The 13,559-nt window shown below is 60.8% G+C and carries 13 protein-coding genes, 1 pseudogene and 1 other annotated feature; of the genes and pseudogenes, 6 read left to right on the forward strand and 8 right to left on the reverse strand.

The features are described from left to right. Positions 1 to 26: 26 nt before the first annotated feature. Entirely contained in the window at positions 27 to 467 is a 441-nt protein-coding gene (locus tag ACJ8QF_RS13695; RefSeq protein ID WP_031299680.1) for a YkgJ family cysteine cluster protein, read from the reverse strand. Positions 468 to 753: 286 nt separating this feature from the next. Between ACJ8QF_RS13695 and ompW the strand changes: the two genes are divergently transcribed. Then, entirely contained in the window at positions 754 to 1,386 is a 633-nt protein-coding gene (gene ompW / locus ACJ8QF_RS13700; RefSeq protein WP_004932076.1) for an outer membrane protein OmpW, read from the forward strand. Between the two features lie 44 nt (positions 1,387 to 1,430). On the opposite strand, the gene ACJ8QF_RS13705 is transcribed toward ompW, so the two are convergent. From ACJ8QF_RS13705 to ACJ8QF_RS13730, 6 genes and pseudogenes are all read right to left on the reverse strand, one after another. After that, positions 1,431 to 1,745: a BON domain-containing protein gene (locus tag ACJ8QF_RS13705; protein WP_004932073.1), complete on the reverse strand. Its 315-nt coding sequence runs from the start codon at positions 1,743 to 1,745 to the stop codon at positions 1,431 to 1,433. A gap of 216 nt (positions 1,746 to 1,961) precedes the next feature. Continuing rightward, positions 1,962 to 2,768, reverse strand: a complete 807-nt coding sequence (trpA, locus tag ACJ8QF_RS13710) for a tryptophan synthase subunit alpha (RefSeq protein ID WP_049242962.1) — start codon at positions 2,766 to 2,768, stop codon at positions 1,962 to 1,964. Then, positions 2,768 to 3,958, reverse strand: a complete 1,191-nt coding sequence (trpB, locus tag ACJ8QF_RS13715; protein ID WP_015378068.1) for a tryptophan synthase subunit beta — start codon at positions 3,956 to 3,958, stop codon at positions 2,768 to 2,770. Before trpB ends, trpA begins: the two co-directional genes overlap by 1 nt. Positions 3,959 to 3,999: 41 nt before the next feature. Then, positions 4,000 to 5,361, reverse strand: a complete 1,362-nt coding sequence (gene trpCF / locus ACJ8QF_RS13720) for a bifunctional indole-3-glycerol-phosphate synthase TrpC/phosphoribosylanthranilate isomerase TrpF (protein WP_131165119.1) — start codon at positions 5,359 to 5,361, stop codon at positions 4,000 to 4,002. A gap of 3 nt (positions 5,362 to 5,364) precedes the next feature. Next, positions 5,365 to 6,961, reverse strand: a pseudogene (trpD, locus tag ACJ8QF_RS13725) (bifunctional anthranilate synthase glutamate amidotransferase component TrpG/anthranilate phosphoribosyltransferase TrpD). Then, positions 6,961 to 8,523 carry an anthranilate synthase component 1 gene (locus tag ACJ8QF_RS13730; protein WP_131164763.1) on the reverse strand — a complete coding sequence of 521 codons (1,563 nt, stop codon included), beginning with the start codon at positions 8,521 to 8,523 and terminating at the stop codon, positions 6,961 to 6,963. The pseudogene trpD and the gene ACJ8QF_RS13730 overlap by 1 nt, the downstream one beginning before the upstream one ends. Before the next feature lie 24 nt (positions 8,524 to 8,547). Continuing rightward, positions 8,548 to 8,651, reverse strand: a sequence feature (Trp leader region). Between the two features lie 239 nt (positions 8,652 to 8,890). Between ACJ8QF_RS13730 and rnm the strand changes: the two genes are divergently transcribed. From rnm to rluB, 5 genes are all read left to right on the forward strand, one after another. Continuing rightward, positions 8,891 to 9,772 carry an RNase RNM gene (rnm, locus tag ACJ8QF_RS13735; protein WP_015378064.1) on the forward strand — a complete coding sequence of 294 codons (882 nt, stop codon included), beginning with the start codon at positions 8,891 to 8,893 and terminating at the stop codon, positions 9,770 to 9,772. A 47-nt stretch (positions 9,773 to 9,819) separates the two neighbouring features. Then, complete coding sequence (locus ACJ8QF_RS13740; protein ID WP_004932058.1) at positions 9,820 to 10,440, forward strand: L-threonylcarbamoyladenylate synthase; 621 nt, start codon at positions 9,820 to 9,822, stop codon at positions 10,438 to 10,440. Between the two features lie 115 nt (positions 10,441 to 10,555). Further along, positions 10,556 to 10,915, forward strand: a complete 360-nt coding sequence (locus tag ACJ8QF_RS13745; RefSeq protein WP_016927523.1) for a Rap1a/Tai family immunity protein — start codon at positions 10,556 to 10,558, stop codon at positions 10,913 to 10,915. A gap of 149 nt (positions 10,916 to 11,064) precedes the next feature. Continuing rightward, a complete protein-coding gene (locus ACJ8QF_RS13750) occupies positions 11,065 to 11,862 on the forward strand; it encodes an alpha/beta fold hydrolase (RefSeq protein WP_442537584.1) in 798 nt (265 codons plus the stop codon). Between the two features lie 161 nt (positions 11,863 to 12,023). Then, the gene (rluB, locus tag ACJ8QF_RS13755; protein ID WP_015378049.1) at positions 12,024 to 12,920 is read left to right on the forward strand and encodes a 23S rRNA pseudouridine(2605) synthase RluB; all 897 of its coding nucleotides are present in this window, start codon (positions 12,024 to 12,026) and stop codon (positions 12,918 to 12,920) included. Between the two features lie 39 nt (positions 12,921 to 12,959). Here rluB and cobO read toward each other — a convergent pair whose 3' ends face one another. Then, the gene (cobO, locus tag ACJ8QF_RS13760; protein ID WP_004930707.1) at positions 12,960 to 13,550 is read right to left on the reverse strand and encodes a cob(I)yrinic acid a,c-diamide adenosyltransferase; all 591 of its coding nucleotides are present in this window, start codon (positions 13,548 to 13,550) and stop codon (positions 12,960 to 12,962) included. Positions 13,551 to 13,559: the final 9 nt, after the last annotated feature.

Below are 13,559 nucleotides of genomic sequence, written 5' to 3' on the forward strand. Positions count from 1 at the left end.
CTTGGCGTCGGGAAAACAGAGATAAATCAGTGGGTGATTGTACCCTGTTCCACGCCGCTGTGGCACCCCGCGAATTGCACTACGCCTATTTCTTCAACGATCGTCGTCTCAGGCAGCGAAAGCGGCAAGGGCACCGGCAACGGCGGCAGGCCGTAGCGTTCCCGGGCGCGATCGCAGGCTTCGTTGCGCAGGCCGTTTTCACCGGACTGATCGAACTCCCTGCACGGGCTGGGCCGATTAAGGTAGATCGAGCAGGAAACGGCTTTACCTATTTCACCGTCCAGCGCGCTGCAACGGGGGGACTTGCTGTTGGTCCCCTGCATGCAGCGCAGGAACGGGGTCAAAGGCTCTGTTAAGGAAAGGGGAACGGTGCCGCCGCCGTCTTCGGCTTCGGCCCAATAGAATGACACTCGAAAATAACCGCAGCATGCGCCGCAGCTGACACAGGGATTAAGGATTTCGCTCATCTTGATTGCCCACCGACTCCTCACGGCACCAACCAAAACCAACACGGAAAATGAAATTACCTCAGCCGCATTTTTCTCCGCAACAGAAATTTGAACATGTAGATAATTTGCAACAAAATCGATTTTTTGATGCAGATCAATCCTTGATTTATTAGACGGTTAGGTAACCTTGTTTTTAGTAGGATTTTAAATTTTTACACATAAGATGTGATCTCGATGGGATCACAAATACCCGAAAGTAGGTATATTCCCCCTCGAGCGATTAACCACACAAATGGAATGGATAATGAAAAAGACAACTCTGATGGTATTGGCGACGATGATGGCGCCTATGTTGGCAAGTGCGCATCAGGCCGGTGATTTCCTGTTCCGCGCGGGCACCGCGACGGTGCGTCCAAATGCAGGTTCGGACAACGTGCTGGGGTTGGGTTCGCTGGATGCGAAAAACAACACCCAGCTCGGTCTGACCTTCGGTTACATGGTGACGGACAACATCGGCGTTGAGTTGTTGGCCGCGACGCCATTCCGCCACAAGGTTACGCTGGGCGGCACTGATTTGGCGACCGTTCACCAACTGCCGCCTACGCTGATGGCGCAATACTATTTCGGCGACAAGCAGGATAAGCTGCGTCCTTACCTGGGCGTTGGCGTTAACTACACCACTTTCTTTGACGAGAAGTTCAACGACTACGGCAAAAGCGCCGGGTTGAGCAACCTCGATCTGAAAGATTCCTGGGGCGTGGCGGCGCAGGCCGGCCTGGATTACAACCTGGATGAGCACTGGATGCTGAACATGTCGGTGTGGTGGATGAACATCGAAACCAAAACTCGCTTCAACGATGCGAACGGTGGGCACCACAGCTTCGATACGCGTCTGGATCCGTGGGTGTTCATGTTCGGGGCGGGTTACCGCTTCTGATGAAGGCCACAAACAGGGAGGCGTTGCGCCTCCCTGTGTCGGTATTATTTAAGTTGCATCACGTTTTCAACGGATTTCACGCCGGCAACGCCGCGAGTGACCTGCACCGCACGATTGGCGTCATCGCTGGACGTCACGAAACCGCTCAGCTGAACGCGCCCTTTAAAGGTTTCCACGCTGATCTCACGTGACTTGATGTTTTTATCCGCCAGCAGTGCCGATTTCACTTTGGTGGTGATCACCGTGTCATCGATATAACCGCCCGTTCCCTCAGATTTCGCCGTCGGCGCGCAAGCGCTCACCGCGACCGCCACAACTGCTGCCATGCACAAGGCCGAAAGGGTTTTAAAAAGCTTCATAAATTACTCTCCATGCAATGTTATGGTTGAAACTCGTACGGTTTTTCGCCGCAGCGAGCGCATTCCCCAAATCAAACGAAGAAATGCATAGCGAACAAACTTCATTGTGAGACAAGACCTGCGTTTGTTCAAATTTTTGCTGTAAATAAATGGAACAAACTTTGAGGGGAAACAAGCTGTTAAAGCGAGCGCCGGCGGGGCGCTCGCTGGAGAGGATCACGCCCGGGTGGCGCGCTTCATATTGCTGACGAAGGCCGCCAGCCTGGTCAGCATCTCCGCCGGGTTGGCATGGTGCTGTTCGATGATTTTGACGATGGCCGAGCCGGAGATCGCGCCGGCGGCCCCGGCCTGCAGCGCGGCCTTCACCTGCTCGGGCTCGGAGATGCCGAAGCCCTGCAGCGGCGGCGCGGCGTGATACTCGCGCAGCTTGTTCACCAGGTGATGCAGCGGCAGCTGCGCCCGGCTTTCGGTGCCGGTGACGCCGGCGCGCGACAGCAGGTAGGTATAGCCGCGGCCGTGCGAAGCGATTTCGCGCAGCAGATCGTCATCGGCGTTCGGCGGGCAGATGAAGATTGGTGCGATACCGTGACGAGCGGCGGCGGCGCGGAACGGCGCAGACTCTTCAAACGGCACGTCGGCGACCAGCACCGAATCCACGCCCACTTCGGCGCAGCGTTGGTAAAACCCATCGATGCCTTTATGGAACACCAGATTAGCGTACATCAGCAGGCCGATGGGAATGGTCGGGTGCTTCTGGCGGATGGCCGCCAGCATCTCGAAGCACTGGGTCGGCGTGACGCCGGCGGCGAAAGCGCGCAGCGTCGCGCTCTGGATGGTTGGGCCATCCGCCAGCGGATCGGAGAAGGGGATGCCCAGCTCCAGCGCGTCCGCGCCGGCTTCGATCAGGGTGTCGATAATCTGCAGCGACAGCGTCGGATTAGGATCGCCCAGCGTCACGAACGGGACGAAGGCGCCTTCCTTGTTGCTTTCCAGGCGTTTGAACAGTTGCTGATAACGTTCCATCAGATTTCTCCCCGTGCTTTCAAAATGTCGTGAACGGTAAATATGTCTTTGTCGCCGCGGCCGGACAGGTTGACCACCAGGATCTGTTCTTTCTGCGGCGTTTCACGGATCATTTTCAGCGCGTGCGCCAGGGCGTGAGAGGATTCCAGCGCCGGGATGATGCCTTCATGGCGCGACAGCGCCTTGAACGCTTCCAGCGCTTCGTCGTCGGTGATCGACACGTATTCGGCGCGGCCGATACTGTTCAGGAAGGCGTGCTGCGGCCCGACGGACGGGAAGTCCAACCCGGCGGAGATTGAATAGGATTCTTCAATCTGGCCTTCGGCGGTCTGCATCATCGGCGCTTTCATGCCGAAGTAGATGCCGACGTGGCCATGCTTGAGCGGCGCGCCGTGCTGGCCGGTCTCGATGCCCAGGCCGGCGGGTTCCACGCCGATCAGGCCCACTTCGGCGTCATCGATAAAATCGGCGAACATGCCGATGGCGTTGGAGCCGCCGCCGACGCAGGCGATGACGGCATCCGGCAGGCGGCCTTCGCGCTCCAGCACCTGCGCTTTGGTCTCTTCGCCGATCATGCGCTGGAATTCACGCACGATGGTGGGGTACGGGTGCGGGCCGGCGGCGGTGCCGAGCATATAGTGCGCGGTTTCATAGCTGCCGGACCAGTCGCGCAGCGCTTCGTTGCAGGCGTCTTTCAGCGTAGCGGAGCCGCTGTGCACCGGGATCACTTCCGCGCCCATCAGCCGCATGCGGAAGACGTTCGGCGACTGGCGCTCAACGTCTTTGGCACCCATATAGATGCGGCATTTCAGGCCGAGCAGCGCGCAGGCCAGCGCCGACGCGACGCCGTGCTGGCCGGCGCCGGTTTCCGCGATGATCTCGGTTTTGCCCATGCGCTTGGCCAACAAGGCCTGACCCAGCACCTGGTTGGTCTTGTGTGCGCCGCCGTGCAGCAGGTCTTCACGCTTCAGATAAAGCTTGGTGTTGCTGCCGGCGGTGAGGTTTTTGCACAGCGTCAGCGCCGTCGGGCGGCCCGCGTAGTTCTTCAACAGATCGATAAATTCCGCCTGAAACGCCGGATCGCGCTGGGCGCTGACAAAGGCTTCTTCCAGTTGTTTCAGGGCCGGCATCAGAATTTGCGGCACGTATTGGCCACCAAATTCGCCGAAGTAGGGGTTAAGCAGCGTCATGAGAGTTCCCGTTATTATCCGTTATTAATATAGAGCCGTATTCAGTAGGCGCGCAGGGTCTGGAAGACCGAGGCCAGGCGCGCGGGATCTTTGATGCCCGGTTCGCTTTCCACGCCGGAGTTGAAGTCCAGCCCGGCGCAGCCGAGCTTGGCCGCTTCGACGCAGTTGTCGGCGCGCAGGCCGCCCGCCAGCATCACGTTAGTCAGATCTTCGCCTTGCAATACCGACCAGTCGAAGCGTTGGCCGGTGCCGCCGGCGCCGTTGTCGAGCAGGTAGCGATCGACATGCTGCAGATCGCGCGCCGGCACCCGATCTTTCACGCTCAGCGCTTTCCAGATGCGGCAATCGGCCGGCAAACGGGCGCGCAGGGCGCTGATATAGGCCTGGTCTTCCGCGCCGTGCAGTTGCACCGCGTGCAGCCCGAGGCGCTCAACGGTCAACGCCACGGTATCGAGCTGGGCGTCGCAGAACACGCCGACATACTTCAGCGGCGCGCCGGAGATCACTTCGCGGGCGCGGGTGATGTCCACATAGCGCGGTGAACGGCCGACGAAAATCAATCCGCCGTAGATGGCGCCGGCCTGATAGGCGGCGGCGGCGTCCTGCGGGCGAGTCAGGCCGCACACTTTGTTGTCGCCCAGGATCACGCGGCGCACGGCGGCGCGCAGATCGGGTTCCGACATCAGCGCGCTGCCGATCAGGAAGCCGTTGGCGTAATGGCTCAGTTCGCGGATCTGCCCATAGCTGTTGATGCCTGACTCGCTGATCACCGTCACGCCATGCGGCACGCGCGGCGCCAGCTGGCGGGTGCGGTTCAGATCGATGCTCAGATCGCGCAGATCGCGGTTGTTGATGCCGACCACGCGCGCTTCCAGCGCGATCGCGCGCTGCAGTTCTTCTTCACTGATCACTTCGGTCAGCACGCCCATATTCAGGCTGTGGGCTACCGCCGCCAGCTGGCGATACTGGTCGTCGGTCAACACCGACAGCATCAGCAGGACGGCATCGGCCTGATAGTAGCGCGCCAGGTAAATCTGATACGGATCGATGATAAAGTCTTTGCACAACACCGGTTGGCTGACGGTTTTACTGACCAGCGGCAGGAAATCGAAGCTGCCCTGGAAGTATTTCTCGTCGGTCAGCACCGAGATCGCCGAGGAGAAATCTTTATACACCGTGGCGATCTCTACCGGATCAAAGCTCTCGCGAATCAGCCCTTTGGAAGGCGAGGCCTTCTTGCATTCGAGAATGAAAGCCGTCCGGGTGCCCTGCAGCGCGTGATAGAAACTGCGTTCACTCGGCACGATGTCGTTCTGAAAGCCGGCCAGGGGCTGTTGCTGTTGTCGCGCCGCGATCCATTGCGCTTTGTCGCGGACAATCTTGTGTAGCACGGTTTCCTGCATCATTTATCCTCTTGCCGCCAGTGCGATGACACGCTCATAAGCCTGCCCGCTGTTGATCATATCCAGTGCCTGCCGCGCATTTTGGCGCAGGTCTTCATGTCCGAATAACTTCAGAAGCAACGCGACGTTGGCCGCGACCGCCGCGGCGTGCGCCGGCTCGCCTTTACCTTGTAACAGCCGCGCCAAAATGTCACGGTTTTCTTCCGGCGTGCCGCCCAGCAAGGCTTCCAGCGGATAGGTTTCCAATCCGAAGGACTGCGGCGTGAGCTGGTAGCTGCTGATTTCGCCGTTGTTCAATTCTGCCACGTGCGTCGGGGCGTGGATCGCCACCTCGTCCATGCCGCCGCCGTGAACCACCGCCGCACGCTGATAACCCAGCACGCGCAGGGTTTCGGCAATCGGCAGCACCAGTTCCGGGCTGTAAACGCCGATCAGCGCCAGCGGCGGGCGCGCCGGGTTGATCAGCGGGCCCAGCACGTTGAACAGCGTGCGGGTTTTCAGCTGCTGGCGCACCGGCATGGCGTGACGAAAACCGGTGTGGTACTGCGGCGCGAACAGGAAGCACACGCCGAGATCGTCCAGCGCCTTGCGCGCTTCTTCCGCCGGCAGATCCAGGCGGATGCCGAACGCCGCCAGCAGATCCGAAGAGCCGGAACGGCTGGAGACGCTGCGGTTGCCGTGTTTGGCGATCTTCGCGCCGCACGCCGCCGCCACGAAGGCGCTGGCGGTGGAAATATTGATGCTGTTGGTGCCGTCGCCGCCGGTGCCAACGATATCGGCGAACAGATAGTCAGGGCGCGGGAACGGCTGAGCGTCGTCCAGCAGCGCTTTGGCGGCGCCGGCGATCTCTTCCGGGCGCTCGCCGCGGACTTTCATGCTGATCAACGCCGCCGCCAGTTGGCTCGGCTCCAGCTCGCCGCGCACGATGGCGCTGAACAGCTGTTGGCTTTCCTGCTGGCTCATCGACTCGGCGCGGTACAGTTTCTCAAGAATAGGTTGCATCGTCGTGTTCCTTATATTACTTCGCCAGCGCCCAGGCCAGGGTCTGCTCAAGCAGGCGCGCGCCGTGGGTGGTCAGAATCGATTCCGGGTGGAACTGGAAGCCGCACACGCGGCGGCGGTCGTCGCGCACCGCCATCACCATTTCGCCGAAACGGGCGTTGACGGTGAGATCGGCCGGGATATTGCTGCCGACCAGCGAGTGGTAGCGCGCCACTGGCAGCGGATTGGCCATACCGGCGAACATGCCTTCGCCATCGTGAGCGATCGCCGAGGCTTTGCCGTGCAGGATCTCGCCCGCCTGGCCGACCTGGCCGCCATAGGCTTCGACGATCGCCTGGTGGCCGAGGCAGATGCCGATGATCGGCAGTTGGCCGCGCAGACGCTGCAGCAGTTCCGGCATACAGCCCGCTTCGGAAGGGGCGCCAGGGCCGGGCGACAGCATCAGCACCGGCTGTTCCATCTGTTGCAGACGCTCGATGATCACCTCGGCGCCGATCTGATTACGGTAAATCACCACCTGGTGGCCGCTGGCGCGCAGCTGATCGACCAGGTTGTAGGTAAAGGAGTCGACGTTGTCGAGCAGCAGGATATCGGCCATCAGAACACCTCCTTGGCATGGTGCGCAGTGGCGATGGCGCGCAGCACGGCACGGGCTTTATTACGGGTCTCGTCGGCTTCCGCCTGCGGGATGGAGTCCTGCACCACGCCGGCGCCGGCCTGCACGGTGGCGATGCCGTCTTCAACGTAGGCGGAGCGAATGACGATGCAGGTATCCAGATCGCCGGTGGCGGTGAAGTAGCCCACTGCGCCGCCGTAGCTGCCGCGGCGCGTGCCTTCGGAGGCGGCGATCAGCTGCATCGCCCGCACTTTCGGCGCGCCGCTGAGGGTGCCCATGTTCATGCAGGCCTGGTAGGCGTGCAGCACGTCGAGATCGGCGCGCAGGGTGCCCACCACCCGGGAAACCAGATGCATGACGAACGAATAGCGATCCACTTTGGTCAGGTCGGCCACGTAGCGGCTGCCGGCCTGGCAGATGCGCGCCAGATCGTTGCGCGCCAGATCGACCAACATCAGGTGCTCGGCCAGCTCTTTGTGGTCGGTGCGCATTTCCAGCTCGATGCGGCTGTCGAGATCCAAATCCAGCGACCCATCGGCACGGCGGCCGCGCGGGCGGGTGCCGGCGATCGGGTAGATTTCGATTTGGCGATTGCCCGCGTCGTATTTCAACGCGCTCTCCGGCGAAGCGCCGAACAGGGTGAAGTCATCATCCTGCATGAAGAACATGTACGGGCTGGGGTTGTTGTCTTTTAAGGTTTGGTAGGCCGCCAGCGGCGCCGGGCACGGCAGGGAAAAGCGGCGCGACGGCACCACCTGGAAGATTTCGCCCTGGCGGATCGCTTCCTGCAGCTCGCTGACCACCGCGCCGTACTCTTCGTCACTCTGGTTACAGCTCAGCTGCATGTTTTCCAGCTTTTGGTGCGGGATTGGCTGCGGGGGTTGTTGCAACTCAGCCTGCAGCTGTTCCAGGCGATGCTGCAAACGCTGCGCTTCACTCGCCTGCTCACTGAAGACGCTGGCCTGCAGACGGGCCGAGCCGCGTTGGTGATCGAGCACCAGCAGGGTTTCCGCCAGATAGAAGCAGAAGTCCGGGCAGCGTTGATCCTGGCGCAGCGCCGGCAGGTTTTCAAAACCGGCGACCAAATCATAGGCGAACAGGCCGCCCAGCATCACGGCTTCGCGCTCGTCCGCCGGAGAGTCCACCAGCGTCAGCAGCGTGCGCAGCGCGTCGAACACCGACAGTGAACGCAGGCGGGCGTCTTCGTCCTGCACCGCGTCGATCGCCGGGAAGGTCAGTTCGCGGCCGTTAGGGCGTGCCTGATTGCGCACCTCGGGCGGCAGCGCTTCGTCCAGCAGCGGCAGCAGCGCCGCGCCGTTGGCGGTCAGCGCCTGCACGCTAACGGTGTGGCCCAGTGCGGTAATGCGCAGCGCGCTGTCGATCACCAGCAGGCTCTGCAGATTCTGTTTGCTGTTGATTTCCGCCGACTCCAGCAGCAGGGTGGCCGGACGGGCGCCGCACAGCTGGTGGAAAAGGGTGGTGGGATCGCCCCGGTAGCTGGCTTGCACCTTCAGTAGTGTCAATTGTGGTTTGGTGTTCATCATCGGTGGTTCCAGTGAATTCTGTCCATAAAAAAGCCCGCATCAGGTGCGGGCTCAGGAAATCTGCATTGTCAGATGACAGCTATGCGCGATTACACCGCCCGCAAGAGGGAGGTACGCCACCAACCGTGAAGAGAAATGTATGTGTTCATTTGCAGACTCTCTTTGTTAACTCTCATCCGACACGGCCGTTGCCGTGAACTTGTGTACTAGTTAACTGGTTCGCGAAGGCAAAGTCAACCCTCTTTTTGCACAATGTTTTAGCGATCAGCGTGAATTCTATTCATCGTCTGCCTGGCGCAGAATAGATTTCCGTCCGGCCGCCGATCGCGGGTATGATAGAAAGCCAAGCCATTGCCGGATAGCCGTTTTGACAGACAGTAACCCCCCATCCACCGCTTTTACTCTGTACGATCTCCACAGCCACACGACCGCCTCCGATGGCTACCTGACGCCGACGCAGCTGGTGCTGCGGGCGGTAGAGATGCGCGTGGGTGTGCTGGCGATCACCGATCACGACACCACCGCCGGGCTGGCCGAGGCCGCCGCCGCCATTGCGGAGCAGGCGTTGCCGCTGCGGCTGGTCAACGGGGTGGAAATCTCGACGCTGTGGGAAAACCATGAAATTCATATCGTTGGGTTGGGCATGGACGTCGCGCACCCGGCGCTGGTGGCGCTATTGGCGGAACAAACCGAACGTCGCAACCGGCGGGCACAGGAGATCGGCGCGCGTCTGGGTAAAGCGCGCATTCCCGACGCCTATGCCGGCGCCCAGCGGTTGGCGGGGGCCGGTGCGGTGACCCGCGGCCATTTCGCCCGTTACCTGGTGGAGATTGGCGTGGCGGACAACATGGCGCAGGTGTTCAAGAAATATCTGGCCAAAGGCAAAACCGGCTACGTGCCGCCGCAGTGGTGTACAATAGAACAAGCCATTGATGCGATTCATCAATCGGGCGGCCAGGCGGTGATAGCGCATCCCGGCCGTTACGATCTGACCGCGAAGTGGTTGAAACGTTTGCTGGCGCATTTCGCCGAACACGGCGGCGACGCCATGGAAGTGGCGCAGTGTCAGCAGGCGCCGCATGAGCGCTCGCAGTTGGCGAAATACGCCCAGGACTACCGCCTGTTGGCCTCGCAAGGATCTGATTTTCATCAGCCTTGTTCGTGGATCGAACTGGGCCGCAAACTGTGGCTGCCGGGCGGGGTCGAGCCGGTGTGGCGCGATTGGCCGCAGCCTGGCGAGGCGGTCTGATTTTTCGCGCGTGGCAACGCGCGCGGGCATCATTTTAGGAGCAAGTCATGAGTCAGCTTTTTTATATTCACCCGGACAACCCACAGCCGCGTTTGATTAACCAGGCGGTTGAGGTGCTGCGCAAGGGCGGGGTGATCGTTTATCCCACCGATTCCGGCTACGCGCTGGGTTGCATGCTGGAAGAAAAGGCGGCGATGGAACGCATTTGCCGCATCCGTCAGTTGGACGGCAACCACAATTTCACCCTGATGTGCCGCGATCTGTCCGAGTTGTCGACTTATGCGCACGTCGATAATACGGCGTTCCGCCTGATTAAAAACAATACGCCGGGCAACTACACCTTCATTCTGAAAGCGACCAAAGAAGTGCCGCGCCGCCTGATGAATGAAAAGCGCAAAACCATCGGCCTGCGCGTGCCGTCGAACCCGATCGCATTGGCGCTGCTGGAGGCGCTGAACGAACCGATGATGTCCACCACCCTGATGCTGCCGGGCAATGATTTTGCCGAGTCCGATCCGGAAGAGATCAACGATCATTTGGGCAAGGTGGTCGATCTGGTGATCCACGGCGGCTTCCTCGGCCAACAGCCGACCACGGTGATCGATCTGACCGAATCCTCGCCGGAAGTGGTGCGTGAGGGGGCGGGCGACGCGGCGCCTTTCCGTTGATGTCAATTGTTGCCACCTTGCCCATTGTCTGAAAATCGGCTGAAGCGACGCTATTTCGCGTGAAAGCCGCTATTCTTGAAGACTTCAGAATTGATAATGGGCAGGATGCGCAGCAATGATTAAACAGGTTTCTTTTTTAGCGGCCTTATTATTTTCCTCAATGGCAAATGCGGGGTTTTATTCGGGCAGTGGTCTGCTGGCGGAATCCGGCGGTTACGTAAAAAATAAAAGCGGTGAAGCCACCGTGGCCGAAGCGCTGAATGGCGGCATGTTCATGGGATACGTCGCCGGCGTATTCGATACTTATTCCATGCAGGGCAACCGCAATATCTGCCCGGAAGCCGGGATGAGCATCGGCGTAGCCGCCGACGCGGTGATGCAGTATTTGAACGAGCATCCTGAGCAACTGCATTATTCCGCACCCTCGGTGATCATGCTGGCATTAAGTGCCGCCTATCCCTGCGTGCGCCATTAAGTTCCCATTCCAATTAGTGCGCATTTTTTCATAAGGTGCGCCCAGGGGGCTTTCCGCACGAACTTCAATAGATCAATACCTGCTGCGCTGTCACCTTATCCCCGTCGGTATTCCCCGAACGGGTCGGGGAGAGACGCGCAGGAGGTAATATGACCGCATTTCACAGTGCCAACATGATACTCGACTATCAGGATGTCGGCTCAGGGTCGCTCACGTTGGTGTTGCTGCCCGGCTGGTGCGAACCGAAAACCGTGTTTGAGCCGTTCATCGCTCTGGCGGCCGAACGCTATCGGGTGATCAGCATCGACTGGCGCGGCCATGGCCTGTCGTCAAAAGCTACGGAGATGTCGCTGACGGCGGACGACTTGCTGGAGGATGTGCGCCAACTGCTGACGGCGCTACGTTTGGATAACGCGGTCACTCTGTCGGTGGCGCACGCCAGCTGGCTGGCGGTAGCGTTGGCCGAAGCGTTGCCGCAACGGGTACGGGGCATGGTGTTTCTCGACTGGATCATGACGCAGCCGGAGCCGGCGTTCTTTACGGCGGTGAGCCGCATGCAGCAGCCGCAGCAGTGGCTGGCGGCACGCGACGCCTTGTTTGACTTTTGGCAGGGCGGCATCCGCCACGATCGGGTCAAACGCCATCTGGAGGTCGAGATGGCGCAGGAGGATTACCGGCTTTGGCGTGCCGCCGGGGTGGCCATCGAACAGGCCTACCGGCAATTCGGCTCGCCGCTGCAACGCCTGGCGGGCATGAGCGCGCCGCCGCCGTGCCGGCACATCTACTCGTTGGATCGCCGCGACGACTACCTGCGGCAACAGCAGGCATTTGCCGCCGAGCAGCCGTTTTTCTCCGTGGTGCGTCTAGGGGAGGCCCGCACTCACCTCGGTATTCTGGAACGGCCTGACGCGGTGCTGTGGGCGGTGGAGGATTTTTTGGCGCCGTGAACGCCGCCTGTGGGGGCCACCGCCGATAAAGTGGGTTTCAACACCTTAGAAAGCCTGTATAATGCGCGGTTCGATCCTGATAAACGTATTATGACCGTGGTGGCGGTTGGCCGCGGCGGTATCCCCCCGACGCCTGTGAAGGCGACATTAGAGGTTGCTCAATGAGCGAAAAGTTACAGAAAGTTTTAGCGCGCGCCGGGCATGGCTCGCGTCGTGAAATCGAAACCATGATTGAAGCCGGGCGCGTCAGCGTCGACGGCAAGGTCGCCAAGCTGGGCGATCGCGTTGAAGTGACCCCGGCGATGAAAATTCGTCTGGACGGTCATGTCCTGTCGATCAAAGAGTCCGAAGAGGTGGTTTGCCGGGTGCTGGCTTACTACAAACCGGAAGGCGAACTGTGTACCCGCAGCGATCCTGAAGGCCGCCCGACGGTGTTCGATCGCCTGCCGAAGCTGCGCGGTTCTCGCTGGGTGGCGGTAGGGCGCCTGGACGTCAACACCTCTGGTCTGCTGCTGTTCACTACCGATGGTGAACTGGCCAACCGTCTGATGCACCCGAGCCGTGAAGTGGAGCGCGAATACGCGGTGCGCGTGTTCGGCCAGGTCGACGATGCGAAAGTGAAGCAGCTGAGCAAAGGCGTGCAATTGGAAGACGGCCCGGCCGCCTTCCGCACCATCAGCTTCCAGGGCGGTGAAGGCCTCAATCAGTGGTACAACGTGACCCTGACCGAAGGCCGCAACCGTGAAGTGCGTCGCCTGTGGGAAGCGGTGGGCGTGCAGGTGAGCCGCCTGATCCGCGTGCGTTACGGCGACATCGATCTGCCGAAAGGCCTGCCGCGCGGCGGTTGGGCCGAACTGGATCTGCCGGCGATCAACTACCTGCGCGAGCTGGTGGAGTTGAAACCGGAAACGGTCAGCAAAATGCCGGTGGAGCGTGAGCGCCGCCGCGTGAAGGCCAACCAGATCCGCCGGGCGGTCAAACGCCACTCGCAGGTGGCCGGCAGCGGCCGCCGCAGTGCGCCAGGCAGCAAACCAGGCAAGCCAAGCAAACGCAGCTAATCCCGCCATTCTGGCCCCGTTCGGGGCCAGAACGTTTTGTTACCAATCGATCCCTTGTTGCGCCTTCACGCCCGCGTCGAACGCGTGTTTCACCGGCCGCATCTCCGTGACCGTATCCGCCAGTTCCAACAGATCGCGATGGCAGCCGCGCCCGGTCAGGATCACCGTTTGATGCGCAGGGCGTTGCAGGAGCGCTTCCTTCAGCTCTTCCAGTTCCAGATAGCCGTAGGTCAGCATGTAGGTCACTTCGTCCAGCAGCACCAGATCCAGGCTGCTGTCGGCCAGCATGCGTTTGCCGTGCTGCCACACCGCCTGGCAGGCGGCGGTGTCGCCGGCCTTGTTCTGCGTTTCCCAGGTGAAACCGGTGGCCATCACCTGAAATTCAACGCCGTGTTGCTGCAGCAGATTCTTTTCGCCATTGGGCCATTCGCCCTTGATGAACTGGATCACCCCGGCGCGCATGCCGTGGCCGACCGCGCGGGTGACGGTGCCGAAGGCGGCGGTGGTTTTGCCTTTGCCGTTGCCGGTAAACACCAGCAGCAGGCCGCGGGTGTCCTGCGCCGCGGCGATGCGCGCATCGACCTGTTCTTTCAGGCGCTGCTGGCGCTGTTGATGACGATCTTCCGCCATGAAACGCTC

Origin of the sequence: Serratia sp. CY81684, from assembly GCF_052166595.1 — a bacterium.
Taxonomy (GTDB): Bacteria; Pseudomonadota; Gammaproteobacteria; order Enterobacterales; family Enterobacteriaceae; genus Serratia; species Serratia nematodiphila.

Excerpts from the sequence above, each read along its gene's own strand:
- ACJ8QF_RS13695 (WP_031299680.1), bottom strand. The coding sequence starts at position 467 with ATGAGCGAAATCCTTAATCCCTGTGTCAGCTGCGGCGCATGCTGCGGT.
- ompW (WP_004932076.1), top strand. The coding sequence starts at position 754 with ATGAAAAAGACAACTCTGATGGTATTGGCGACGATGATGGCGCCTATG.
- ACJ8QF_RS13705 (WP_004932073.1), bottom strand. The coding sequence starts at position 1,745 with ATGAAGCTTTTTAAAACCCTTTCGGCCTTGTGCATGGCAGCAGTTGTG.
- trpA (WP_049242962.1), bottom strand. The coding sequence starts at position 2,768 with ATGGAACGTTATCAGCAACTGTTCAAACGCCTGGAAAGCAACAAGGAA.
- trpB (WP_015378068.1), bottom strand. The coding sequence starts at position 3,958 with ATGACGCTGCTTAACCCCTACTTCGGCGAATTTGGTGGCCAATACGTG.
- trpCF (WP_131165119.1), bottom strand. The coding sequence starts at position 5,361 with ATGCAGGAAACCGTGCTACACAAGATTGTCCGCGACAAAGCGCAATGG.
- ACJ8QF_RS13730 (WP_131164763.1), bottom strand. The coding sequence starts at position 8,523 with ATGATGAACACCAAACCACAATTGACACTACTGAAGGTGCAAGCCAGC.
- ACJ8QF_RS13740 (WP_004932058.1), top strand. The coding sequence starts at position 9,820 with ATGAGTCAGCTTTTTTATATTCACCCGGACAACCCACAGCCGCGTTTG.
- ACJ8QF_RS13745 (WP_016927523.1), top strand. The coding sequence starts at position 10,556 with ATGATTAAACAGGTTTCTTTTTTAGCGGCCTTATTATTTTCCTCAATG.
- ACJ8QF_RS13750 (WP_442537584.1), top strand. The coding sequence starts at position 11,065 with ATGACCGCATTTCACAGTGCCAACATGATACTCGACTATCAGGATGTC.
- rluB (WP_015378049.1), top strand. The coding sequence starts at position 12,024 with ATGAGCGAAAAGTTACAGAAAGTTTTAGCGCGCGCCGGGCATGGCTCG.
- cobO (WP_004930707.1), bottom strand. The coding sequence starts at position 13,550 with ATGGCGGAAGATCGTCATCAACAGCGCCAGCAGCGCCTGAAAGAACAG.